This is a genomic window from Streptomyces sp. Isolate_45 (assembly GCF_024721315.2).
In the GTDB taxonomy this organism is placed as follows: Bacteria; Actinomycetota; Actinomycetes; order Streptomycetales; family Streptomycetaceae; genus Streptomyces.
Map to the genome: position 1 here is coordinate 57,188 of NZ_JANFAK020000017.1, position 23,797 is coordinate 80,984.

A 23,797-nucleotide genomic window follows, 5' to 3' on the forward strand; every position below is an offset into this window, starting at 1 on the left:
GCGCCACCAGTGACCGACGTCCTACCGCGACGGCCGCGTGCGCCGGCACATTGGACGGCATGACCGCAGACAGCCCCGCCCTCAATGCCGCCACCCCCAGCACCGTCGCCACCGGCGGGCCCGACGAGGGCTCCTCGTGGCTGGAGCACGTGCTCGGCTGGACCCTCGTGGTGGTCGTCGCGATGTTCGTCACCCAGGTCGGCTGGATGTAGCTCCGGCCGGGAGGCCCTACGAGGCCTCCGGGCGCAGCCCGTCGGTGACGATCGCGTCGGAGGCCGCCAGGGCCTGTTCGGCGCTGCCCCGCGTCGTGAAGACGAACGGCGGGACGGTCGGGAGAGCCGGCGGCCCGTCGGGGCTGAACGTCACGCACGGCAGCCCCTCGACGCACCCGCTGAACCGCGTCGGGGGGTGCGGGGAGCCCCCGGCGCCGTGTCGGCCGGGGCCCCGCGTCGGCGCCCCCGTCGTCAGTGCCGCCGGCAGCGCCACAGGTAGGGCGGCGGCCGTCACCCGTGACCCGTCGGCGCCCGGTCGGCCGCTCCCGGCCCGCCCGGCTTCCCCGGACCTCCTCGACCCGCTCGGCCCCGCCGTGCGGCGTCCATCCGAAGGCGAGCGCGCCGCCCGCGTCGCCGAGCGGCATGCCGACGTGGAGACCGCCCAGGTCGGCCGCCGCGAAGGACAGCGCCGACAGCGGCCGCGCGCGTACCGGAACGTGGGCGCGGGCCGGCGGTAGGAACCACAGGACTTGCCCGGCAACCCGACCGCCACGAGCGCGGGCAGGGCGACGAGCGCCGACCTCCTCCTGCGGACCCGGCCCAGCGGACCCGGCCCGCAGGGCCGGTGCGGGGGGATGTGCGCGGGGAAGTGCGGGGGAACTGAGCGGAGCCGGTTCGGGCACGCAGGTCTGCCATACTGCGGGCATTCTGCGGCAGTTCGAGGCTAGGGCTGAATTTGAATAATGGTCAACAGCGGGGCGGGACCAGCCGTTCGCAGGTTCGACGGGCCGAACTCATAGCCACCGGACGCAAGTTGTTCGCCGGCACCTCGTACGACGCCCTCTCCATGGACGACATCGCCAAGCAGGCCGGCGTCGCCAAGGGGCTGATCTATTACTACTTCACGAGCAAGCGCGGCTACTACCTCGCCATCGTCGAGGACTCCGTCGCCGAACTCGTCGCCCGCGCCGGCCGGGACACGGACCTCCCCGGCGCCGAGCGCGTCCGCCGCACCGTCGACGGCTACCTCCATTACGCGGAGCACCACCAGGCCGCCTACCGCACCATCGTCACCGGGGGCGTCGGCTCGGACGCCGAGGTGCTCGCGATCCGGGACGCCGTGCGCGAGGAGCTGACGGCCACCATCGCGGAGGGCGCCTACGGCACCCGTACCGTCCCGCCCCTCGCCCGGCTCGCCCTCGTCGGGTGGCTCTCCGGCGTCGAGGGCGTCACCCTGGACTGGATCGGCGCCCTGGGTGCGGAGGGGCAGCCCGACCGGGCGGCCGTCGGAGCGCTGCTCGTACGCCAGCTCCGTGCGACGCTGACCGTGATCGAGGAGTTCGTCCCGCAGTGTCCCGCCCCTCCGGCGGTCCTGGACGCGGCGTCGAACCCCCTCGGCAACGGTGATGATCAAGCACCGGTGACGGAAAGCGTCTGATCGGGCATACTCAACCCGCCGCAGCCGCTCTTCGAGCCCTTCCGTGACCCGGGAGGGCCGTGTCGGCTGTGAGAGCACCGAGACCCGGCGGCGCGTCCCACACCTCACGCGTCGCCGCCGTGCCCGACCAGGGAGGAGAGCGCCGCCATGACCGACCGCGCCCCACAGACGGTGGACCGTCAGCTGCCCACCGAGGAGTCCCGCGACCTCCTGGCGCTCGTGCGCGAGATCGCCCAGCGGGAGATCCGCCCCCTGGCCGCGGACGAGGAGGAGGCCGGCCGGTTCCCCCGCGAGGTCTTCACCCTGCTGTCCGAGTCCGGGCTGCTCGGTCTTCCGTACGCCGGGGAGTTCGGCGGCGGCGACCAGCCGTACGAGGTCTACCTCCAGGTCCTGGAGGAGCTCGCGGCGGCCCGCCTGACGGTCGGCCTCGGCGTCAGCGTCCACTCCCTGGCCTGCCACGGCCTCGCCGGCTACGGCACCAAGGAGCAGCGGAGCGCCCACCTGCCCGACATGCTCGGCGGCGGGCTGCTCGGCGCCTACTGCCTGTCCGAGCCGGCCGCCGGCTCGGACGCCGCCTCGCTCAGCACCAAGGCGGTCCGCGACGGTGACGACTGGGTGATCACCGGCACCAAGGCCTGGATCACCCACGGCGGCGTCGCCGACTTCTACACCGTCCTGGCGCGCACCGGCGTGCCGGGCCCCAAGGGCATCACGGCCTTCCTGGTCCCCGGCGACGCCCCGGGCCTGACGGCTGCCGTCCCCGAGAAGAAGATGGGCATGAAGGGCTCGCCCACCGCCCAGCTCCACTTCGACGGCGTACGGGTCCCCGACGCGCGGCGGATCGGCGACGAGGGCCAGGGCTTCTCCATCGCGCTGGCCGCCCTCGATGCGGGCCGGCTCGGCATCGCCGCCTGCGCCATCGGCGTCGCGCAGGCCGCCCTGGACGAGGCCCTCGCGTACGCGCTGGGCCGCAAGCAGTTCGGGCACCCCATCGCCGACTTCCAGGGCCTGCGCTTCATGCTGGCCGACATGGCCACCAAGATCGAGGCGGGTCGGGCCCTGTACCTGGCCGCCGCGCGCCTGCGGGACGCGGGCAAGCCGTTCTCGCGGCAGGCCGCGATGGCGAAGCTGTTCTGCACCGACGCGGCGATGGCCGTGACCACGGACGCCGTCCAGGTCCTGGGCGGCTACGGCTACACGGCGGACTTCCCCGTGGAGCGGCTGATGCGCGAGGCGAAGGTGCTCCAGATCGTGGAGGGCACCAACCAGATCCAGCGCATGGTCATCGCCCGGCACCTGGCCGGCCCCGAGACCCGCTGAACGAAGCCGCCGGGCCGCGGCGCGCTCCCGCGGCCCCACTCGGGGCTCCGGTGGCGGCCCCCGTACGGGACACCCCTGCGCGGCCCCGGCCCGCGGGGTCAGCCGCCGTACAGGGGGCCGCTGGGCCAGATCGGCGACGAGGCGACCCGGTGCCACTCGGGGTCGCGCCGCCCCGGCAGGGTGCGGCCCGCCTCGGTCCAGCGGGCGATCAGATCGAGGTAGATGGGCGGATCGGGGTGCCGCGGCCGGCCCGCCTGCCGGTCCTCCGCGTGCGGCCGATCCGCGGCCGACCGGCCCGCCTGCAGGCGCTCGGCCTGCAGGCGCTCGGCCTGGAGACGTTCGGCCTGGCGGCGCTCGGCCTGTGACCGGTCCGTCGCCGGCGGCCGGTCACCGAGGCGGCGATCCGCCTGCTGAACCGATTCTTCGAATCCGGGGGGTGTAGCCCGCCTGCGGCGTCCCGTCCGTGACGGGGAGGACTCAACCGTGCTCATGCAGGGGCAACGCCGGGCGTCCGTCCGGGGTAATCGCCACCCGGTCCCGCCCATCCGTTCGACCCCTCCCACCGGCCGCCCCCGCGCACGACCACCGCCCCGGCGCACGCCGGGCCGCGAAGGGCGGACGGCGCGAGCCATGGCCGGCCGTGCCGGGCTGTCAGGATGTGCCACAACTATGGCCCCGGGTCGAGTTTCTGACGTACCGTCATATCCGCTGTGCAGCGCCCCGCCCCGTGCCCCCGGAGGTTTGCCATGCCCGCGGACCGACCCATTCCGCTCGACGAATACCCCATCCACCAGGCCCCTTTGTCGATGAAGCACCTCGTCAGCGGCGACCGCAACGCCTACGACCGCTGCATCTTCCACGTCTTCGACCACGCCGGTCGGGCCGTCCTCATCCTGGGCCTCGGGGTCTACCCCAACGCCGGGGTCATCGACGCCTACGCCACGCTGCGCACCGGTGACGAACTCCGCGCCGTTCGGGCCTCCGACGCCCTCACCGACGACCGGATGAACCTCCGCGTCGGCCCGCTGTCCGTCACCGTCGACGTCCCGCTCCGGAAGTTCACCCTCCGGTGCGACCCCGATCCGGCGGACCCCGACGGGCTCTCGTACGACCTCACCTGGACCGGTGCCTTCCCCGCCGTCTGGGAGCCCCACCACGTCCAGCGCCGCGGCGACCGTCTGATGCTGGAGGGCCGCCGCTTCGTCCAGGCGGGCGACGTCACCGGCCGTATCCGTGCCGGGGGCGAGGAGATCGCGCTGATCCCGGGGGAGTGGACCGGCACCCGCGACCGCAGTTGGGGCGTCCGCCCGATCCCCGGCGAGGACGGCGGGCGCGCGGCGCAGGAGCACCGCCCCGAGGGCTTCCACTGGCTCTGGATCCCGGTCCGGTTCGAGGACCGCTTCCTCATGGTCATCGCCCAGGAGGACGCCGACGGCCACCGCACCCTCAACGAGGCCGTCCAGGTCTTCCCCGAGGACAGCGGCCGCCACGACGTCCAGCTCGGCTGGCCGCACACCGAGATCCGCTACCGGTCGGGCACCCGCCACCCCGAGAGCGCGGTCGTCCACCTGACCGACCCCTCCCGCAAGCCGCTGGAACTGGGCGTGGAGATCCTCGCCTCCTCCCCGCTCGCCGTCGGCGCCGGCTACCCGCCCGCCACCGACTGGCAGCACGGCAGCTGGCAGGGCCGGGGCTGGACCGACCGCCGCGTCTACGACCTCTCCGACCCCACCGCCCACCCCACGGCCGCCTTCGGCGTCACCGACCACTCCGCCCGGTTCACCCTCGACGGCCGGATCGGCCACGGGATCTTCGAACACGGCAGCTTCGGCCGCCACGACCCCACGGGCTTCACGGACTACTCCTCCGTCGCCCCCTGACCACCCCCTGCCCGCAGCCCCCGAAGGAAGGGCCGGTCATGGCCGCCACCGCTCCGCGTCCCCGCACCTCCACCCGCGAGCCCGAGGAACTCGCCCGGCGCCTCACCGCCTGGCTCGACGTACGGCTCCCCGGCGCCCGCGTCACCAACGTCCACGTCCCGGACTCCAACGGCATGTCGAGCGAGACCCTGCTCTTCGACATCGAACACCCGCGCACCCCACTGCGGGAGTGCGCCCTGCGGCTCGCCGCCGACCCGGCCGCCTACACCGTGTTCCCCACCTACGACATGCCGCGCCAGCACCGCGTGATGGACCTCGTCGCCCGCCACACGGACCTGCCCGTACCGCGCGTGCAGTGGCTGGAGGAGGACCCGGCGCCGCTGGGCGCCCCGTTCTTCGTCATGGCCCGCGCCGAGGGCCGCGTACCGCCGGACGTGATGCCCTACACGTACGAGGGCAACTGGCTGCACGCCGCGACCGACGCCGAACGCGCCGTGCTCCAGGAGGCGAGCATCTCCCTGTTGGCCCGCCTGCACGACGGGTTCCCGGCCCAGGAGGCCGCGTTCCTGCTGCCGCCGGGGGAGGGGAGTCCGTTGCGGCGGCACGTCGACGCGCAGCGCGCCTACTACGAGTGGGTGGTCGACGGCCTGGCCCGTTCGCCGCTCGTGGAGCGCGCCTTCGAACGGCTGGAGGAACTCTGGCCCGCCGACGAGGGCGACCCCGTCCTCAACTGGGGCGACGCCCGCATCGGGAACGTCATCTACCAGCCCGACGGCTTCGAACCCGTCGCGGTCCTGGACTGGGAGATGGCCGCCTGCGCCCCGCGCGAGGTCGACCTGGGCTGGACGGTCTTCCTGCACCGCTTCTTCCAGGACCTGACCGTCGGCTTCGGCCGGCCCGGGCTGCCCGACTTCCTGCGCCGCGAGGACCTGGAACGCCGCTACGCGGAACTGACCGGCCACGTACCGCGGGACATGGAGTTCCACACGCTGTACGCCGCCCTGCGGCACGGGATCGTGATGCTGCGCATCGCCTACCGGCAGGCGCACTTCGGCGAGGTCGAGGTTCCCGCCGACCCCGACGGCCTGATCCTGCACCATGCCGGACTCGCCGCCATGGTGCAGGGGACGTACTGGTAGTCGGCCTCAGGCGGCCTGCGCGTGCCGGCGCATCCGCGGCAGCGGGGCCGCCTCCGGCCGCACCGGGCGCGAACCCGGACCGCCCACGTGCGAGAAGGGCTGCGTCCGCCAGTCCAGGCCCTGCGGCAGGTCGATGCGGACGACGGCCTCCAGCTCCGGCTGGAACAGACCCAGGATGGGCAGCGCGTCCGAGACCGGCCGCCCGGTGCCCGCGCACACCGTGAGCCCGAACGGGTTCCACGGGGTCAGGCAGAGCGCGTGCTGCGGCAGGTGCTCCTCGTCCGCGACGAGGGCGATCGACTGCGCGCAGTCGGGGCAGACCGCGTGGTGGACGTCGAAGTCCTCGGGTTCGAGGTGGTCGTCGTCCTCCGCGTACGCGCTGTCGAGCAGTTCCAGGGGCTCCGGTTCGGTGCGACCGGCGCGCTTGGTGTTCAGCATGGATGTATTCCCCCTTGGATGGGCCGGGCGGGCAGGTTCTTCGGCCACGGCCACAGCAAGCACTTCCCGTCGCGCGGCACGAGTAACCACGCGCGCGCGGTGTACGCCCGTACATGCCTGTGGCATTCGTCACATGCCCGCCGCAGATGCCACCTCTGGCGTGGACAGCGCTGGGCCTGGAGCGGTTCTGGGCCGTAGGTTGAGCGGCTATGAGCGCAATGGAGGAGCTGGACCGCCAGATCGTGGATCTGCTCGTACGGGACGGGCGGATGAGCTACACGGACCTGGGCAAGGCCACCGGACTGTCCACGTCGGCGGTCCATCAGCGAGTACGCCGTCTGGAGCAGCGCGGAGTGATCCGCGGCTACGCGGCCGTGGTCGACCCGGAGGCCGTCGGGCTGCCCCTGACCGCGTTCATCTCGGTCAAGCCGTTCGACCCCAGTGCCCCGGACGACATCGCGGACCGGCTGGCGGGCGTGCCCGAGATCGAGGCCTGCCACAGCGTCGCGGGCGACGAGAACTACATCCTCAAGGTCCGGGTGGCCACCCCGCTGGAACTGGAGGACCTGCTGGGCCGGCTGCGCGCCCTGGCCCACGTCTCCACCCGTACGACCGTCGTCCTCTCCACCCCCTACGAGGCCCGCCCGCCCCGCGTCTGACCCCCGACCGGGGCCTGCCGCGCACCCGGGTCCCGGCGGGCCGGGCGCAGGGGCCAGACTGGTCCGCATGACTGACCGCACCGCCGCCTCCGCCGACGCCGCCGGAGCCACCGCACCCGCCCGTACCGTCCTCCTGCGCGGCGGTGAGGTGCACAGCCCCGCCGATCCGTTCGCCACCGCGATGGTCGTCGAGCGCGGGCACGTCGCCTGGGTCGGCTCCGAGGGCGCCGCCGACGCCTTCGCCCGGGGCGTCGACGAGGTCGTCGACCTCGACGGGGCGCTCGTCACCCCCGCCTTCACCGACGCCCACGTCCACACCACCTCCGCCGGACTCGCCCTCACCGGCCTCGACCTGACGGGTGCCCGCTCGCTGCCGGACGCGCTGGAGCTCGTACGGGCCCACGCCGCGGCCCGGCCCGGCGACCGGGTCCTCCTCGGACACGGCTGGGACGCCGCCCGCTGGCCCGAGCGACGGGCGCCGCGCCGGGCGGAACTCGACGCGGCGACCGGCGGTCGGCCGCTCTACCTGAGCCGGATCGACGTCCACTCGGCGGTCGTCACCACCGCCCTGCTGGAACTGGTGCCCGGCGTGCGACCCGAGGGGGACGAGCCGCTGATTCGCGACGACCACCACGCCGTACGGCGGGCCGCCCTGGCCGCCGTCACCCCCGCCCAGCGCGCCGAGGCCCAGCGGGCCGCCCTGGACCGGGCGGCGTCCCTCGGCATCGGCTCCGTACACGAGTGCGGCGGTCCGGACATCTCCTCCGAGGAGGACTTCGCGGCCCTGCTGGAGCTGGCGGCGGAGCGCCCCGGGCCGCGCGTCTTCGGCTACTGGGCCGACCGCGACCTCGACCGCGCGAAGGCGCTCGGGGCGGTCGGCGCCGCCGGTGACCTCTTCGTGGACGGGGCCCTCGGCTCGCACACGGCCTGTCTGCACGCCCCGTACACCGACGCCCCGCACACCGGGACGGGCTACCTGAGCGCCCCCGAGGTCGCCGAGCACGTCGCGGCCTGCACCCGGGCCGGCCTCCAGGCCGGGTTCCACGCCATCGGGGACGCCGCCCTCACCGCCGTCGTCGAGGGGGTCCGCGCCGCGGCCGAGGAGGTCGGCCTCGCCCGGATCCGTGCCGCCCGGCACCGCGTCGAGCACGCCGAGATGATGACCCCGGCGACCATCGCCGCCTTCGCGGACCTGGGCCTGACCGCCTCCGTGCAGCCCGCCTTCGACGCCGCCTGGGGCGGGGAGGACGGGATGTACGCGGACCGGCTGGGCGCCGACCGCGCGCGGACCCTGAATCCGTACGCGGCCATGCTCAAGGCGGGCATCCCGCTCGCCTTCGGCTCGGACGCGCCCGTGACCCCCCTCGACCCGTGGGGGACCGTCCGCGCGGCCGCCTTCCACCGCACTCCCGAGCACCGGATCTCCGTCCGCGCCGCCTTCGCCGCGCACACCCGGGGCGGCTGGCGGGCCGTGGGCCGGGACGACGCGGGCACGCTCGTCCCCGGTGCCCCGGCCGACTACGCCGTCTGGCAGACGCGGGAGCTGGTGGTCCAGGCCCCCGACGACAGGGTCGCCCGCTGGTCCACCGACCCGCGCTCAGGCACGCCCGGCCTGCCCGATCTGAGCCCCGGCGCCGACCTGCCGGTGTGCCTCGCGACGGTCGTCGGCGGCCGGGAGGCATTCGTACGGCCACAGGGGTGATCCGCCCGGCCTCGGTTCGGTCCGGGCGGCCGGGGCCGGATAGGTTCGGCCGGGTCCACCACAGGACGCCCGTACGGGACGGAGCCGTCTGCTCAGCGCACCCGCGCCTCGGGGGCGAGGGAAGGTTTCGCCGTGCGGCAGGTGGCTCCGGATCGGGGCCCGGCGGTCCAGTAGACAACGGTCACGGTGACCCGCAGCCAGCGGGGGCCGAGCCGGCCCGAAGGCCCGCCGGCCCCGATCGCTGTTCTAAAATCATCCAGTAGTGACGGGACGTGCCAGGCGGGCTGGACGTGAAGAACACGCAAGGGGACCAAGTGAGCGACGGCGGACAGCGGACCAACGGACCGCTCGGCACCACCCTGGTGATCATTCCGACGTACAACGAGGCGGAGAACATCGGCCTCATCGTCGGCCGGGTGCGCGCCGCGGTCCCCGAGGCCCACGTCCTCGTCGCGGACGACAACAGCCCCGACGGGACGGGCAAGCTCGCCGACGAGCTGTCCGCCGATGACGAGCACGTGCACGTCCTGCACCGCAAGGGCAAGGAAGGCCTCGGCGCCGCCTACCTCGCGGGCTTCGCTTGGGGCCTGGAGCACGGCTACGGGGTCATCGTCGAGATGGACGCCGACGGCTCCCACCGGCCCGAGGAACTGCCCCGGCTGCTGACGGCGCTCCAGGGCGCCGACCTCGTCCTGGGCTCCCGCTGGGTGCCGGGCGGCCGGGTGGTGAACTGGCCCAAGAGCCGGGAGTTCCTCTCCCGCGGCGGGTCCACCTACTCCCGGCTCATGCTGGACGTGCCGATCCGCGACGTCACCGGCGGCTACCGCGCGTTCCGCCGCGAGACCCTGGAGGGACTCGGCCTGGACGAGGTCGCCTCCGCCGGCTACTGCTTCCAGGTCGACCTGGCGCGCCGCGCCGTGCGCAAGGGCTTCCGCGTTGTGGAGGTGCCCATCACCTTCGTCGAGCGCGAACTCGGCGACAGCAAGATGAGCAAGGACATCGTGGTCGAGGCCCTGTGGCGGGTCACGCAGTGGGGCTTCAAGGAGCGCGCGGCGAAGCTGACGGGCAAGCGCCCCTCCTGATCCCGTCCGGGCCCCGCGGAACCGTGTTCAGCACCGTTTCCGCAGGTCCGGCCCCATGCCGGTGGGTCCGGGCGTCCCCTAGGGGATGTCCGGTACCTCCGACTGAGCTCGTTCTTAACCCGGTCCGGGCACACTGGGTGGTATGACGACCGGCATTTCGACTGCCCCCCGGCGGCGCTCGCCCGCCCGTACCTTCATCCCCCTGGCGGTCGCCGCCTGGCTCATCCTGGAGATCTGGCTGCTCGGCCTGGTCGCCGACGCGGCCGGCGGCGTGACCGTCGCGGCCCTGATCGCCGGCTCCATGGTGCTCGGCGTGGTGCTCATCAAGCGGGCCGGGCGGCGCGCCTTCCAGAACCTGACCCGGACCTTCCAGCAGGCCCAGGAGCAGGCCATGGCCGGCCAGGTCCCCTCCCCGCAGCCCACCAAGGGCTCGGGCAACGGCCTGACCATGCTGGCCGGGCTGTTGCTGATCCTGCCCGGCATGCTCTCCGACGTGGCCGCCCTGCTCCTGCTGCTCCCGCCGGTGCGGGCCCTGATCGCCCGCCGGACCGAGCGCGCCCTGGAGCGCAGGATGGCGGCCTCCGCCCCCGGCGGCCTCGGCGACGCCTTCAACCAGGCCCGCATCCACCGCCCCGACGGCAAGGTCGTACCGGGTGAGGTCATCCGTGAGGACGGCCCGGGACAGCAGCGGGGCCCCGACACCTCATACCGCCCGCCGCTGACCCCGTAGGACCGCGGGCGCGCGGGCGCCGCGGGCACGCGAAAGCCGAGGGGCCCCGCCACTTTGTGTGGCGGGGCCCCTCGGCTTATTGCGTGATCCTCGTCCGTTGTCAGGCGGACTTGCGGCTGTCCCGCGGATGCACGGCAATGTTCATGGCGCCGGAACGAAGGACGGCCAGCCTCTCGGCCAGCACCTCCTCCAACTCCTCGCGGGTGCGTCGCTCCATGAGCATGTCCCAGTGCGTTCGCGCAGGCTTGCCCTTCTTCTCTTCGGGCCCGTCCCCGTCAACCAGGAGTGCCATGGCGCCGCACGCCTTGCACTCCCACTCCGGCGGAATTTCTGCCTCTACCGAGAACGGCATCTCAAATCGATGTCCGTTCTGGCATGCGTACTCCACCGCCTGGCGCGGGGCCAGATCGATGCCGCGGTCCGTCTCGTAGCTGGTAACCACGAGCCGCGTACCGCGGAGAGCTCGCTCACTCATGAATCGTGCCTCCCGGGCTTGTCGCCCACAGGACAGGTGTCGCTGTCGTCGTCATCCGGTCAACGTCCGGTCGGCGGTATAGATTCCCGCTCCGGGTCGTGCGTCGCCCGTCGTGCCGCCCCTTGTTGTACCCACCACTGCCCGTTTTGTCACATCTGGCAGCAGATGTCACCCAACGTCCACACTTCTTGAGCGCGCAGTAACGGTCCGGCTGGCAGGCCAAAGGCGTACACTACCGGCCCTTCGCTTCAACGTCGAAATTCGTTCCGAATTCGTATCCGCGTCCAGGTCGGATCCGTCCTCAGACCCGCTCGGGAACAGGATTCCCCGCCGCCTCCACCGCACGCCGCACCGGCACCCTCGCGAGGAGCACGAAACCCAGTGCGAAGAAGACCACCAACGAGATGATCGCGTCCCGGTAGCTGCCCGTGACCTGGAAGGTGAGCCCGAAGACGAGCGGTCCGATCCAGCTCAGACCGCGGTCGCTCATCTCGTACGCGGAGAAGTACTCGGCCTCCTTGCCCGCCGGTACCAGGTGCGAGAACAGGGAGCGCGACAGCGCCTGGCTGCCGCCGAGCACCAGTCCGATCATCGCTGCCAGCGCGAAGAACCACACCGGCGTCCGGGCCGGCAGGAAGTAGCCGGCCGCGAGGGTGGCCGTCCACGCGACGAGCGAACCGAGGATCGTCCGCTTGGCCCCGTACGTCCGGGCGAGCCGCCCCATGCCCAGCGCCCCCGCCACCGCCAGCACCTGGACCAGCAACACCGCCACGATCAGCGTGGACTGCTCCAGCTCCAGCTCCTCCGAGCCGTAGACCGAAGCCTGCGAGATGACGGTCTGGACCCCGTCGTTGTAGACCAGGTAGGCCAGTAGGAACGACAGCGTCAGCGGATAGCGCCGCATGTCCTTCAGCGTCGCGACCAGCTGCCGCCAGCCGCTCACCGCCGGAGCGCCACCACCCTCCCGGACCACGGCCCGGTCGCGCAGCCTGCGCAGCGGGACGATCGCGAACGCCCCCCACCACACGCCCGCCGAAGCCAGGCAGATCCGGACCGCCTCGCCCTCGGAGAGCCCGAAGGAATCGTGCCCCTGGAACAGCACCAGGTTCAGCAGCAGGACGAAGGCGCCCGAGGTGTAACCGAAGGCCCAGCCCCGCGAGGAGACCGTGTCCCGCTCCTCCGGCGTCGCGATCTGGGGCAGGAAGGCGTTGTACAGCACCATCGAGACCGCCAGCGAGGCGTTCGCGACGATCAGCAGCAGACCGCCCAGCAGATAGCGGTCACCGCCCAGGAAGAACATTCCGGCCGTCGCCGCCGCACCCGTGTACGCGGCCACCGCCAGCAGCGGCTTCTTGCGCCCGCTGCGGTCCGCCGCCGCACCCACCAGCGGCATGATCAGTACGGCCAGGATCACCGACGCCGACACCGAGTAGGCGAAGAAGGACCCGGCCCGCACGGGTACGCCCAGCGGATGGACGTAGCCCTCGGCGTCCGCGGCCGCCTTCGCCACCGCGGTCAGGTACGGCCCGAGGAACACCGTCAGCACGCTCGTCGAGTACACCGAGCAGGCGAAGTCGTACACGTACCAGCCGTGCTGCTCCCGCTTGCGCGCGGCGGCGGCCCCGCCGTCCCCCGCGCCGGGGTCCGTTCTGCTGTCCGTCCGCTCGCTCATGAGCGCCCCCTCGCTGGTCCCCGTACCGCCCGGCCCGCCGCCCCGGGCACGGCGGTGCGGGGCACGTCAAGCCCAGGCGCCGCGCCGGTCGAGGACCGTGCGCAAGATGTCGATCCGGTCGGTCATGATGCCATCGACACCCAGGTCGAGAAGAGCCTCCATACGTTCCGGTTCGTTCACGGTCCACACGTGCACCTGGAGCCCCCGCTCGTGCGCGGTGCGCACGAACCGCCGGTCGACCACCCGGATCCCCGCCTGGACCTCCGGAACCTGCGCGGCCACCGCCCCGACCCGCAGGGCCGCCGGGATCGCAAACGAGCGCAGCCGCAGCCCCACCACCCCGCGCACCCCGTACGAGGTCGCCAGCCGCGGGCCGGCGATCCTCTGCGCCCGGGCCACCCGGCCCTCCGAGAACGACCCCACGCACACCCGGTCCCAGACCCCCGCGCGCGCGATCAGGTTGACCAGCGGGTGCAGCGCCGACTCGGCCTTCAGGTCGATGTTCCAGCGGGCGTCCGGGAACTCCTCCAGCAGCTCCTCGAACAGCGGCAGCGGCTCGCTCCCCGCCACCCGGACCTCCCGCAGCCGCTTCCAGGGCAGCTCGGCGATCCTGCCGCTCCCGTCCGTCACCCGGTCCAGGGTCGCGTCGTGGAAGGCGACGAGCTTCCCGTCGGCCGTCGCGTGCACGTCGGTCTCGAAGTACCGGTACCCGGCGTCGGAGGCCCTGCGGAAGGCGGTGGCGGTGTTCTCCAACCCGTCCGCGGCCCCGCCCCGGTGGGCGAAGGGGATCGGAGCCGGGTGGTCCAGATACGGGTGGCGAAGGCGTACGTGAGTCACGGCCGCAGTATGCCCCCTGGACCCCCCGAGCCGGCGGCAGCCGCATGGCCGCACGGTGAACGCGGGCCCCCCACCTGGCCCGAATGGACCGCCCCGTGACACCCTGGGCCCGCGCAGTCAATCCAATACCGGCCCCGAACCTCGCCCGACGGGGCCAATTCGACAAAGGTGGACCCGACGCCATGGCTCAGTGGACCTCAGCGGTCGGTGCCGCCCAGCTCGCCCGGCTCATCGGCTCGCAACAGGAACGCCCCGGCGCCCCGGGCACCCGCAAGGCGCCCGCGTACCGCACCCTGGCCGACGGCATCCGCCTGCTCGTCCTCGAAGGCCGCGTCCCCGTCGCCGCCCGGCTGCCCGCCGAACGGGAACTGGCCGTCGCCCTCTCCCTCAGCCGGACCACCGTCGCCGCCGCGTACGAGGCCCTGCGCGGCGAGGGCTTCCTGGAATCCCGCCGCGGCGCGGGCAGCTGGACCTCCGTACCCGCGGGCAACCCGCTGCCCGCCCGCGGCCTGGAACCCCTGCCGCCCGAGTCCCTCGGCTCGATGATCGACCTCGGCTGCGCCGCGCTCCCGGCCCCCGAGCCCTGGCTCACCAAGGCCGTCCAGGGCGCCCTGGAGGAACTCCCGCCGTACGCGCACACCCACGGGGACTACCCGGCCGGGCTGCCCGCGCTGCGCCGGATGCTCGCCGACCGCTACACCGAACGCGGCATCCCGACCATGCCCGAACAGATCATGGTCACCACCGGGGCGATGGGCGCCATCGACGCCATCTGCAGCCTCTTCGCGGGCCGGGGCGAGCGGATCGCCGTCGAATCCCCGTCCTACGCCAACATCCTCCAGCTCATGCGCGCCGCCGGGGTCCGCCTCGTGCCCGTCGCCATGGCCGAAGGGCTGACGGGCTGGGACATGGACGTCTGGCGGCAGGTCCTGAGGGACTCCGCGCCGCGCCTGGCCTACGTCGTCGCCGACTTCCACAACCCGACCGGGGCGCTGGCCTCCGACGACCAGCGGCGCGCGATGGTCGAGGCCGCCCGTTCCGCGGGGACCGTCCTGATCGCCGACGAGACCATGGCCGAGCTCCGGCTGGACCCGGAGCAGGTCATGCCGCGTCCGGTCTGTTCCTTCGACCCCGCCGGCAGCACCGTCGTCACCGTCGGCTCCGCCAGCAAGGCCTTCTGGGCGGGAATGCGGATCGGCTGGGTCCGCGCCGCGCCCGACGTCATCCGCAGTCTCGTCGCGGCGCGCGCCTACGCCGACCTCGGCACCCCGGTCCTGGAACAGCTCGCGGTGAACTGGCTGATGCGGACCGGAGGCTGGGAGGAGGCCGTCGGCATCCGCCGCGAGCAGGCCCGCGGCAACCGGGACGCGCTGGTCGCGGCCGTGCGCCGGGAACTGCCGGACTGGGAGTTCGAGGTGCCCCGGGGCGGGCTGACCCTGTGGGCCAAGGCGGGCGGCCTCTCCGGGTCGCGGCTCGCCGAGGTGGGGGAGCGGGTCGGCGTCCGCGTGCCCTCGGGGCCCCGGTTCGGTGTCGACGGGGCCTTCGAGGGCTACGTCCGGCTGCCGTTCACCGTGGGCGGCCCGGTGGCCGACGAGGCCGCCGCCCGGTTGGCGGCGGCCGCCCGCCTGGTCGGTACCGGGGCGGGCGGCGGCGGTGCGGAACCGCCCCGTACGTTCGTGGCCTGATCCGGGGCCTCACGGCGCGTCGGCCGGGACCTCCGGGATCTCGGAGGCGTCGATCGAGGGCCCGTGGGCCTGCGCGGGCGGCTGCGCCCGGAGCTGCCCGGACAGGGTGACGTGCTCCTCCTCCCGGGCGTCCTCCGGGAGGGCCTCCTGCCGGTCCGCCGACCCGTCGGCGGACCGGCCCCGGCGCTCCGGCAGCAGCTCCAGCACCGCCTGCCGGTAGGCGGGGTGGGCGGCGTCGTCGTACGGATCCGGCGTCGCGGGCACCTGGAGGCGGTGCACCGGCCCCACGCCCAGCCTGGCGTAACCGCGCCCCGGCGGGACCTGCGCGGTGGGGGTGGTGTGCGGCGGCAGCCCCAGGACGTCGGTGATCTGCTGGACGGTCGCGGGCCCGAGGACGACCCGGGCCCGGGTGTGCTGCCAGACGGCGTCGTTCAGGAGCTCCAGGTGCTCGAACTGCTCGGCGACGACCACCGTGATGTGCGCGGCGCGGCCGTGCCGCAGAGGTACCTGGAGCTGGGCGAGCGGATCGGGCCGCCCGTCGGCGGCCGCGAGGTGCGCGAGGACGCTGGGGCGGTCCAGCAGGACCCACAGCGGACGCCGGGTGTCCTCCGGAGCGGGACGGCCCGCCTCACGGGCCCGGTGCGTGGCGATCAGGCGCCGCTCGGTCTCCTGGGCCGCCCACTCCAGGGTGGCCAGGGCTCCGGTCGGACCGCACTCGACGGCGAGGACACCCTCCCGGCCGGTCAGACACGTGTACTCGCCGCTGCCGCCGCCCTCCACGACCAGTACGTCACCGTCGTGGCGCAGCGCCTGCAGGGCGATCGAGCGCAGGAGGCTGGAGGTGCCGCTGCCGGGCGTACCGACGGCCAGCAGGTGGGGTTCGGTGGAGCGCGGGCCCGTCCGCCAGAGCACGGGCGGTACGTCGCGGGGCTCGTCCCCCTCCACGACGGGCAGGGTGCGCTGCACCGCGCCCGCGTCGGTGAAGCCGAGGACGGTCTCGCCGGGCGAGGTCACGAACGGCTGGGCGGCGATGCCCGTCGCCAGCGCCGTCAGCACGCTCAGGCAGAGCTGGTTGCCCTCCTCGTCCCAGTCGAAGAGGTACTCCCGGCCGCGCCCGGACTTGGCGTGCAGCAGTGCCTCGATCCGGGCCCGTGAGGCGGCCTCGCCGTCGGTGAAATAGGCGGGGTAGCGGATGCGGAGCCGGGTGAGCCGGCCCGCGCCGTCGAACTCGTAGCCGCTGAAGGCCTCGTCCCAGTTCCCGCCGTGGGAGAAGAGCGGGCTCGGGTCCTCGGCGATGGAGAAGTACGGCACGAGGGCCTCGTAGAGGGAGCCGAGTCGTTCGCTCTCGGCGTCGCTGGGACCGGTCCTCACGGGGGTGCGGTCGCGTCCCCGCCAGGCCGCCGCCGCCATGAGGGTGATCAGGGCGAGGAGCGGTCCGTAGGGGACGAGGCCGATCGCGAGGGCGCAGGCCGCCCCCAGGAACAGCGCGGGACCGCGCTTGTCCTTGGGGGTGTCGGCCCACTTGCGCCGCCCGGTGGACGCCAGGACGCGCAGCCCTCGTCCGATGACGAGGAGCGGATGGAGGACGTCCGTGGCGTTGTCTGCGGCCGAGCGGGCCAGGTCGCGGCCCCGCGCGAGCGACGGGGTGCCGCTGCTGAGGATTCGGGGGAGTGGGCGCCGTGCCACGGTCGTCTCCTGGAGTTGTGGATCGTACGGACGGTGCGGTCGGGGCGGCCGGACCCTGCCGTCGAAGTGCCGCCCGGTCCGCGGCGCCGGACGCCGCGGGCCTGACCGGCACCACTGCGACGGCTGGGCCCGGAGCCTGTCCTCGAACTCCCGTCCGGGCGGCGACGGGAGTTCGACGACGGGCCCTAGAGCTTGATCCCGCCGAGAAGGCTCGCGAGGCTCGCCGTACTCGCCGTGATGCTCGGCGCGATGGCGGAACCGGCGAGGAAGAAGCCGAAGAGCGCGCAGACGAACGCGTGCGTCAGCTTCATCCCGTCCTTCTTGAAGAAGAGGAAGCAGATGATGCCGAGCAGGACGACACCTGAGATGGACAGGACCATTGCAGTTCTCCTGGTGGGTGGGGACGGTCACCATCAGTTCTTCCAGGCTCACAGCAAGTATCAATGCGACAAAAGGTGCATACGAGTGAATCCCGACGTTTTTCACTTGACCGGCCCCTCCCGGCTGGCGCGTCCGCCCCGGAGGGTGTCGGCCGGGATCCTTGCCTTGAGACGCCCCCACCATGTCCCGGAACGGGCGCTACCCTGGCGATTCACCCGTACGGACGCGGCGCCGTGCATCCACCTGCCCCGCGGCCCGGGGAAACCCTTGCCGGCAAGCAGCGAGTGAAAGGCGGTACGACCGATGAGTGAGCACCAGGACGCTCCCGACGAGGACGTCATCGAACTGGCCACCAAGATCTTCGACCTCGCCCGTCAGGGTGAGACCGAGAGCCTGGCCGCCTACCTCGACGCGGGCGTGCCCGCGAACCTCACCAACGACCGCGGCGACACCCTCGTCATGCTCGCCGCCTACCACGGGCACGCCGAGGCCGTCACGGCCCTCCTGGACCGCGGCGCCGAAGCCGACCGTGCCAACGACCGCGGCCAGACCCCGCTCGCCGGCGCCGTCTTCAAGGGCGAGGAGGCCGTCATCCGCGCGCTGCTCGCCGGCGGGGCCGACCCGAACGCCGGAACGCCCTCCGCCGTGGACACGGCCCGCATGTTCGCCAAGGCCGACCTGCTGGAACTCTTCGGAGCCAAGTAATCCGCTTTTTCCGGGGCCCAGCCCCGGCCAGGACCGGCCCGCGACCTCACGGGTTGGTCACGGCGGCCTTAAATGTGGTCGCGGCACACAAACCGCCTGGGTCATCATGGCGTCGGATTCGATTCGCGGACATGACGGACGGGCAGGAGCGGGCTGGACACGAAGGGTGTCCATACCCACCCCTGCCGCCACCGGACGCCACGGTCGCGGAGCACCGACGAGAGTGAGAAGGCAATGGTCTACATCGAGCGGAACATGACGGCGAACGTCCTCACATGCTGTTACGCGGCCCTGTGAATCCCGATTCCCGGTTGCGTCCCCAGCTTGATTTGAGGCCATTCCCATGTTCGAACCAGTCATAGCGCCGAGCGGCACGCTGCTCGGGCTCCTCCAGCGGGGCCGCGGCGACGGCACGCTGCACGCCCTCGCGGCGCCCCGGCCCGAGGCCCTCGCGGCCCTCGACCAGTGCGTGCTCCGCGACCCGCGCCAGGACTGGCAGGTCGAGAACCGCTCGCTGTACTACGCCCGCCTGTACCTGGACCTCGACGGCCCCCTCGGCGCCATCGAGGCCCACCTCTTCGGCGCCGACGACCTCGTCGACGAGGAGGACCACCGGACCGGCCTCGCGCTGTCCGTCCTCGGCCACCTGGCCTCCTACGGACGCGACGACGCGCTCATGCTGCTGCGCCGGTACGCCGCCTCCGGGGCGAACTGGGCCTGGGCCCTCGACGAACTCGCCCTGCGCGACGACGACGAAGGCCTGCGCTCCCTCGCCGCACCCGTACTGGCCCGCTTCCCCGCCGACCCCGACGGTGAGGCGCGGCTCGCCGCCGCCGTACGCGACGCCTACGAGCCCCGCCCGTGGTGCCTGTGGGAGGAACTGCCCCCGTACGGGGAGCGCCTGCGCGCCGCCCGGCAGCAGGGCTCCTTCGACCGGTGGCAGCGCCAGATGACGCCCAGCGGCCCCCGACCCGGCTGGGGGGTCCAGGCCGTCTTCGACTGGGCCGCCGACGGGTTGCGCCGCGGCACCCCGCTGCACGTCCCCGCCGCCCGCTGCCTCGCCGCCGTGGCCGCGCCCGAGGACCGCTCCGCCATCCTCGCGGCCGCCGCCGGAGCCTCGGGCGAGGCCGCCCGCGCCACCGCCCTGCACCACCTGGTCCTCGCCGAACCGGAGAACCCGGCCGTCCTGGACCTCATCGAAGCAGCCGGGGACGAGCCCGCCGTAGCCGCCTACGAGCGCATGTGCGGGCCCGCGGCCCTCGACCGGGCCCGTCTCTGGGTCCACCGCCCCGACGCCCTCGGAGCGGCCGCTGCGGCCCTCCTCGCGGCCCGTGGGGGCCCCGGGGACGCCGCACTCGTACTCGGAGCCCTGCGCTCCACCGTCCGCGGCTCCGGCCCGGACACGATCCGCCTGTTCACCCTCGTGGACGGCGCGGGCCGGCTCTCCATCGGCTGCGCCGCCCCGGTGCTGCGCCACATCTACCGCGAGACGTCCTCCTCGCACCTGCGCGGCCGCGCCGCCCGGGCCCTGGCCAGCACGGACCCGACCTTCGCGGCCGGCTTCGCCGTCGAATGCCTCTGGGACTGCGAGGAGACCACCCGCGAGGTGGCGGCCCGCCACGCGGAGACCGCGGACGCCCGCGTCACCCCGCGCCTGCGCCGCCTGGCGACGGACCCGGCGGAGGAGGAGGACGTCCAGTCGGCGGTCCGCAGCCGCATCACACCGGAATCGGCGGTGTAGGGGCCCCGGGCTCTCCCGGACCGCAGCCGGGGGAGCCGCCCTCGACCGCGGTCGGCGGCAACGCCCGACGGGCCCTACGCCCCCACGAAGCGCACCCGTGTGCCCGGACGGGCTTGGGCGGCGGCGTCCAGGGGCGGGCCCTCGGGGACCACCGCGACCACCGGGTAGCCGCCGGTCACCGGATGGTCGGCCAGGAACAGCACCGGGAGGCCGTCCGGCGGGACCTGGACCGCCCCGAGGACCATGCCCTCGCTCGGCAGCTCGCCCGCCCGGCGGCGGGTCAACGGGGGGCCGGCCTCCGTGCGCAGGCCGATCCGGTTCGATGCCGCCGACACCCGGTAGGCCGAGGTCAGCAGCGTCCGCAGGGAGGCCGCCGTGAACCAGTCGGCCCGTGGCCCCAGCCTCACCGGCAGGACGAGTTCGGCCGGCGGGCCCGGCACCCGCAGGGTGTCCGCCCCGTGGATCGGATCCGGGCCCGGCGCGCCCACCGGGAGCGGCGTTCCGCACGTCAAGGCGGCCGGGCCCAGCCCCGACAGCAGGTCCGTCGAGCGACTGCCCAGCACCGGCGGGACGCGGAACCCGCCCCGCACCGCGACGTAGCCGCGCACTCCGGACTCCGCCCGGCCCACGTCCAGCTCCGCCCCCGCCCGCAGCCGGACCGGCGCACCCCAGGCCGCCGGGCGCCCGCAGACCCGTACCGCGCAGGGGGCGCCCGTCACCGCCACCGTCACAGGGGTCAGGGCGCGCAGGGTGACGCCGTCCAGGGTGGTCTCCAGGACCGCCGCGTCCGGTGGGTTGCCCAGCAGTCGGTTGGCCAGGTCGCGCGCCCCGGAATCGAGTGCGCCCGACCGGGGCACCCCGAGGTGGGCGTACCCGGGCCGGCCGAGGTCCTGGACGGTGGTCAGGGCGCCCGGGCGCAGCACCAGCAGCCCGCTCATGCCCCGACCTCCGTGAACCGCACCCGTACCCCGGGAGCGAACAGGGCCGCCGGTTCCCGCGCGGGGTCCCACAGCACCGCCTCGGTGGAGCCGATCAGCTGCCAGCCGCCGGGGGAGGACCGGGGGTAGACGCCCGCGTACTCGCCCGCCAGGGCGAGCGATCCCGCCGGTACGGCCGTACGGGGCGTGGCGCGTCGGGGCGGCCGCAGGCGCGCGGGCAGTCCGGTCAGGTAGCCGAAACCGGGGGCGAACCCGCAGAAGGCCACCCGGAAGACGATGCCGCCGACCAGCCCCGGGACCTCGTCCGGCGACACCCCCCATCCGGCGGCCACCTCCGCCAGGTCGGGGCCGTCGTACCGGACCGGGACGGTGACCAGCGGCCCGTCGGTCTCCGCGAGCGGCGGGACCTCCCAACGCGCGATCCGCCCGGCCAGCGGACCGGGGTCGCGCACCCCGTCGAGCAGCACGGTCCGGGCGGCGGGCACGACGTCCCGTACGCCCTCCAGCTCGCCCGCGTCCCGGCGGCGCAGCACCTCGGCGTGCAGGGCGGCCACGTCCGCGGCCGATCCCACCTCGATCAGCAGGGCGGAGTTCCCCACCGGCAGCACGTCGATCCTCATGCGAAGGCCTCCACGCCGACCCCGGCGCCGCCCAGGGCCTCGCGGACCCGGCGGGCCAGGTCGGCGGCGCCCGGGGTGTCGCCGTGCAGGCACAGCGAGCGCGCCGCCACCGCGACCGGGGTCCCGTCGGCGGCCGTGACGGTGCCCTCGGCGGCCATGCGGACGGCCCGGGCGACCACCGCGTCCGGGTCGTGGAGCACCGCGCCCGGTTCGCCGCGCGGGAGCAGGGTGCCGAGGGCCGTGTACGCCCGGTCGGCGAAGGCCTCCGGAACGGCGTCCAGGCCGGCGTCGCGGGCGGCGGCCAGCAGCAGCGAACCGGGCAGACCCAGAACGGGCAGACCCGCCGCTCCCGCCGCCAGGCGGACCCCGGCGACGACGGCGCCCGCCTGGCCCGCGTCGTGAACGGTGCGGTTGTACAGCGCGCCGTGCGGTTTCACGTACGACACCCGGGAGCCGGCGGCCCGCGCGAACACCTCCAGCGCCCCGATCTGGTACGCCACCTCGTCCGCCAGTTCGCCCGGCGGCACGTCCATCGACCGGCGCCCGAAGCCCGCCAGGTCGCGGTACGAGACCTGCGCGCCGATCCGTACGCCCCGCTCGGCGGCCAGCTCGCACACCCGGCGCATGATCGACGGATCGCCGGCGTGGAAGCCGCAGGCCACGTTCGCGCTCGTCACCACGGACAACAGGGCCTCGTCGTCGGTCAGCGTCCACCTCCCGAAGCCCTCGCCGAGGTCGGCGTTGAGGTCGATCGCGGCCGCTGAGGGTGTGATCATGGAAGCCATGCCGCGAGCGTAGAACAGCGCACCCCCGCCCCTCCACGGCGCCGGGGACGATCCGGCCGAACCATGCTGTTTGGGATGTTGTCCGTGTCACCGCCTAGTCTTTCCGTCGTGACTCTCCCTGCCCCGGCGAAGACCCTTCCGTCCCCGGCGCCGGGCCCGGCCGCCGACGAGGGCCTGGCCCGTCGGCTGCGCGCCCTCGCCTGCACCGCCCCGCTCCACGACCTCGACGTCCGCAAGGCCAATCTGGCCGGCGAGTACGGGGTCTACGCGATGGCGGAGGTCGCGCTGTCCGCGATCGACCTGGTCACGCTGAACATGGACTTCGACACGGGCGCGGACCACGAGCAGATAGTGGCCAGGCTGCTGCCGCGCGTCGCGGCCCAGGCGCCGGCCCGCCCGGCGGCCGAGCACGAGCGGGTCGCCCGCTGGGTGCTGGAGAACCTGATCAACGTCGGCAGCGTGGACCGCGGGTTCCGCGCGATCTACGGCACCTTCGGGCCCGACGGCGTCTACGTCCGCCGCGACTACGACTTCAAGCTGATCGAGGAGGTCCCCGGCTACGGCGGCGCGGTGTACCTGCGCACCACGGACGAGGCGGTCAACGTCCTGGTCGGAGCCCTCGACACCGATGTCACCAGCGCGCAGATCGCCGCCGAGGTCAAGCTGGAGGTGCTGATCAGCCGCGGCCGGCTCGCCGACGCCCAGCTGGCCGCCGAGCAGGCCCGCTACCGGACCGTGCAGTACGCGGAGACCCTGCGCCGCACGCTCGACGCGACGCGGCGCAACGTCCGGGCCGTCGACTGGCTCCAAGCCGTCCCCGACATGATCGCCGAGGCCCTCGACCACGTCGCCGACCGCTACCGCCACGAGAACGCGATCCTCACCAACATCCGCAAGGCCCGCGACGAGGCCGAGGACCCCGACAACAAGCGGCGCGCCGCCGAGCTCGTCGACATCGTCAAGGACTGCATCCGCCGCCACACCCAGCTCCAGTCCCGACTGCTGGACGCCGGTCCGCTGTTCCGTGCCGAGCAGGACCGGCAGGCCTTCGCCGCGCCCGCGCCGCGCTCCGGGATCGACCTGTACGGCCAGCTCGTGGCCCCGCTGCTGCCCCTGCCGCTCGAACAGGCCGTCCGGGTCACCGACGCCTTCTTCGCGGCGGGCACCGGTCTGCGCACGCCCGTCTCCGTCCGCGTCGCCGACCTCGTCGAGATCCTGCTGACCCCGCCCCTGGAGCGGGAGCACCTCGGCGTGGAGATGCCGGAGCCCGACCTCATCGCCACCCCCGACGACAGCCGCTTCAGCGAGGAGCAGCTCGCCGCCGCGACCCGGCTCCTGGACCTGCCCCACGACGCCCCGCGCCGGCTGTCCGGACTCCTGGCCGAGGCCCGCCGCGGCGACCCGGACCTGCCGTACCTGGTGGCCCTGCTGGCCGTTCACGCGGCGAGCCCCGCGGTGGGCACGGCGTACCGGCAGGGCGAGGAGCGGCTGCTGTTCGCCGTGGACGACGGGACCCGGCTCGACGACCCGGAGTTCGGCGGCGCCGACCTCATCGTCGGCACCGCCCTCCTGGACGCCGCCGGCATGGCCGCGGACCGCGCGGAGGCGGCATGACCCCCGCCCCGGCGGACCGGGTCCCCCGCGCAGCCGCCCCGGCCTCCGGGGGAGGCCC

24 protein-coding genes are annotated in these 23,797 nt (G+C 74.0%); 13 read left to right on the forward strand and 11 right to left on the reverse strand.

What is annotated here, in order from left to right; all coding sequences use genetic code 11:
• Positions 1–59 precede the first annotated feature (59 nt).
• Positions 60–212, forward strand: coding sequence for an SCO1431 family membrane protein (locus NOD94_RS08770; protein ID WP_281205189.1), 153 nt, complete (start codon positions 60–62; stop codon positions 210–212).
• A 16-nt stretch (positions 213–228) separates the two neighbouring features.
• Here NOD94_RS08770 and NOD94_RS08775 read toward each other — a convergent pair whose 3' ends face one another.
• Entirely contained in the window at positions 229–366 is a 138-nt protein-coding gene (locus NOD94_RS08775) for a hypothetical protein (protein WP_281205190.1), read from the reverse strand.
• Positions 367–948: 582 nt separating this feature from the next.
• Here NOD94_RS08775 and NOD94_RS08780 point away from each other — a divergent pair.
• Entirely contained in the window at positions 949–1,650 is a 702-nt protein-coding gene (locus NOD94_RS08780) for a TetR/AcrR family transcriptional regulator (protein ID WP_281205191.1), read from the forward strand.
• A gap of 147 nt (positions 1,651–1,797) precedes the next feature.
• Positions 1,798–2,970 (forward strand): acyl-CoA dehydrogenase family protein, encoded by a 1,173-nt coding sequence (locus NOD94_RS08785; RefSeq protein WP_281205192.1) that lies wholly within the window; start codon positions 1,798–1,800, stop codon positions 2,968–2,970.
• A 98-nt stretch (positions 2,971–3,068) separates the two neighbouring features.
• On the opposite strand, the gene NOD94_RS08790 is transcribed toward NOD94_RS08785, so the two are convergent.
• Entirely contained in the window at positions 3,069–3,461 is a 393-nt protein-coding gene (locus NOD94_RS08790; protein WP_281205193.1) for a hypothetical protein, read from the reverse strand.
• 255 nt (positions 3,462–3,716) lie between these two features.
• Between NOD94_RS08790 and NOD94_RS08795 the strand changes: the two genes are divergently transcribed.
• Positions 3,717–4,850, forward strand: a complete 1,134-nt coding sequence (locus tag NOD94_RS08795; RefSeq protein ID WP_281205194.1) for a hypothetical protein — start codon at positions 3,717–3,719, stop codon at positions 4,848–4,850.
• A 38-nt stretch (positions 4,851–4,888) separates the two neighbouring features.
• Positions 4,889–5,989 carry a phosphotransferase family protein gene (locus tag NOD94_RS08800; protein WP_281205195.1) on the forward strand — a complete coding sequence of 367 codons (1,101 nt, stop codon included), beginning with the start codon at positions 4,889–4,891 and terminating at the stop codon, positions 5,987–5,989.
• Positions 5,990–5,995: 6 nt separating this feature from the next.
• On the opposite strand, the gene NOD94_RS08805 is transcribed toward NOD94_RS08800, so the two are convergent.
• The gene (locus NOD94_RS08805; RefSeq protein WP_281205196.1) at positions 5,996–6,427 is read right to left on the reverse strand and encodes a hypothetical protein; all 432 of its coding nucleotides are present in this window, start codon (positions 6,425–6,427) and stop codon (positions 5,996–5,998) included.
• Between the two features lie 218 nt (positions 6,428–6,645).
• Here NOD94_RS08805 and NOD94_RS08810 point away from each other — a divergent pair, with 218 nt between their 5' ends.
• From NOD94_RS08810 to fxsA, 4 genes are all read left to right on the forward strand, one after another.
• Positions 6,646–7,086 carry an Lrp/AsnC family transcriptional regulator gene (locus NOD94_RS08810; protein WP_030011705.1) on the forward strand — a complete coding sequence of 147 codons (441 nt, stop codon included), beginning with the start codon at positions 6,646–6,648 and terminating at the stop codon, positions 7,084–7,086.
• A 67-nt stretch (positions 7,087–7,153) separates the two neighbouring features.
• Positions 7,154–8,788, forward strand: a complete 1,635-nt coding sequence (locus NOD94_RS08815; RefSeq protein WP_281205197.1) for an amidohydrolase — start codon at positions 7,154–7,156, stop codon at positions 8,786–8,788.
• Between the two features lie 314 nt (positions 8,789–9,102).
• A complete protein-coding gene (locus tag NOD94_RS08820) occupies positions 9,103–9,870 on the forward strand; it encodes a polyprenol monophosphomannose synthase (RefSeq protein WP_281205198.1) in 768 nt (255 codons plus the stop codon).
• A gap of 142 nt (positions 9,871–10,012) precedes the next feature.
• Entirely contained in the window at positions 10,013–10,600 is a 588-nt protein-coding gene (gene fxsA / locus NOD94_RS08825) for an FxsA family membrane protein (protein ID WP_281205200.1), read from the forward strand.
• Positions 10,601–10,700: 100 nt separating this feature from the next.
• Here the strand turns inward: fxsA and NOD94_RS08830 are convergent, their stop codons facing one another.
• The 3 genes from NOD94_RS08830 to NOD94_RS08840 form a co-directional block, all read right to left on the reverse strand.
• Positions 10,701–11,075 carry an RNA polymerase-binding protein RbpA gene (locus NOD94_RS08830; protein ID WP_007262928.1) on the reverse strand — a complete coding sequence of 125 codons (375 nt, stop codon included), beginning with the start codon at positions 11,073–11,075 and terminating at the stop codon, positions 10,701–10,703.
• 301 nt (positions 11,076–11,376) lie between these two features.
• The gene (locus NOD94_RS08835) at positions 11,377–12,747 is read right to left on the reverse strand and encodes an MFS transporter (RefSeq protein WP_281205201.1); all 1,371 of its coding nucleotides are present in this window, start codon (positions 12,745–12,747) and stop codon (positions 11,377–11,379) included.
• A gap of 66 nt (positions 12,748–12,813) precedes the next feature.
• Complete coding sequence (locus NOD94_RS08840) at positions 12,814–13,584, reverse strand: glycerophosphodiester phosphodiesterase (protein WP_281205202.1); 771 nt, start codon at positions 13,582–13,584, stop codon at positions 12,814–12,816.
• 182 nt (positions 13,585–13,766) lie between these two features.
• Between NOD94_RS08840 and NOD94_RS08845 the strand changes: the two genes are divergently transcribed.
• Complete coding sequence (locus NOD94_RS08845; RefSeq protein ID WP_281205203.1) at positions 13,767–15,269, forward strand: PLP-dependent aminotransferase family protein; 1,503 nt, start codon at positions 13,767–13,769, stop codon at positions 15,267–15,269.
• Positions 15,270–15,278: 9 nt separating this feature from the next.
• Here NOD94_RS08845 and NOD94_RS08850 read toward each other — a convergent pair whose 3' ends face one another.
• Together NOD94_RS08850 and NOD94_RS08855 are read right to left on the reverse strand one after the other, a co-directional pair.
• Positions 15,279–16,955, reverse strand: coding sequence for a hypothetical protein (locus tag NOD94_RS08850; RefSeq protein ID WP_281205204.1), 1,677 nt, complete (start codon positions 16,953–16,955; stop codon positions 15,279–15,281).
• Between the two features lie 185 nt (positions 16,956–17,140).
• The gene (locus NOD94_RS08855; protein WP_007262923.1) at positions 17,141–17,335 is read right to left on the reverse strand and encodes a hypothetical protein; all 195 of its coding nucleotides are present in this window, start codon (positions 17,333–17,335) and stop codon (positions 17,141–17,143) included.
• A 304-nt stretch (positions 17,336–17,639) separates the two neighbouring features.
• Here NOD94_RS08855 and NOD94_RS08860 point away from each other — a divergent pair, with 304 nt between their 5' ends.
• Both NOD94_RS08860 and NOD94_RS08865 read left to right on the forward strand, forming a co-directional pair.
• Positions 17,640–18,041: an ankyrin repeat domain-containing protein gene (locus NOD94_RS08860; RefSeq protein WP_281205205.1), complete on the forward strand. Its 402-nt coding sequence runs from the start codon at positions 17,640–17,642 to the stop codon at positions 18,039–18,041.
• A gap of 343 nt (positions 18,042–18,384) precedes the next feature.
• On the forward strand, positions 18,385–19,782 hold the full coding sequence (locus NOD94_RS08865; RefSeq protein ID WP_281205206.1) for a HEAT repeat domain-containing protein: 1,398 nt from the start codon (positions 18,385–18,387) through the stop codon (positions 19,780–19,782).
• A 74-nt stretch (positions 19,783–19,856) separates the two neighbouring features.
• Here the strand turns inward: NOD94_RS08865 and NOD94_RS08870 are convergent, their stop codons facing one another.
• The 3 genes from NOD94_RS08870 to NOD94_RS08880 are packed head-to-tail and all read right to left on the reverse strand — an operon-like array spanning position 19,857 to position 22,116.
• On the reverse strand, positions 19,857–20,720 hold the full coding sequence (locus NOD94_RS08870; RefSeq protein WP_281205207.1) for a biotin-dependent carboxyltransferase family protein: 864 nt from the start codon (positions 20,718–20,720) through the stop codon (positions 19,857–19,859).
• Positions 20,717–21,340 (reverse strand): allophanate hydrolase subunit 1, encoded by a 624-nt coding sequence (locus tag NOD94_RS08875; protein ID WP_281205208.1) that lies wholly within the window; start codon positions 21,338–21,340, stop codon positions 20,717–20,719. The genes NOD94_RS08870 and NOD94_RS08875 overlap by 4 nt, the downstream gene beginning before the upstream one ends.
• Positions 21,337–22,116: a 5-oxoprolinase subunit PxpA gene (locus NOD94_RS08880; RefSeq protein WP_281205218.1), complete on the reverse strand. Its 780-nt coding sequence runs from the start codon at positions 22,114–22,116 to the stop codon at positions 21,337–21,339. Before NOD94_RS08880 ends, NOD94_RS08875 begins: the two co-directional genes overlap by 4 nt.
• A gap of 72 nt (positions 22,117–22,188) precedes the next feature.
• Between NOD94_RS08880 and NOD94_RS08885 the strand changes: the two genes are divergently transcribed.
• Positions 22,189–23,739, forward strand: a complete 1,551-nt coding sequence (locus NOD94_RS08885; RefSeq protein WP_281205209.1) for a hypothetical protein — start codon at positions 22,189–22,191, stop codon at positions 23,737–23,739.
• The last annotated feature ends 58 nt before the right edge of the window (positions 23,740–23,797 follow it).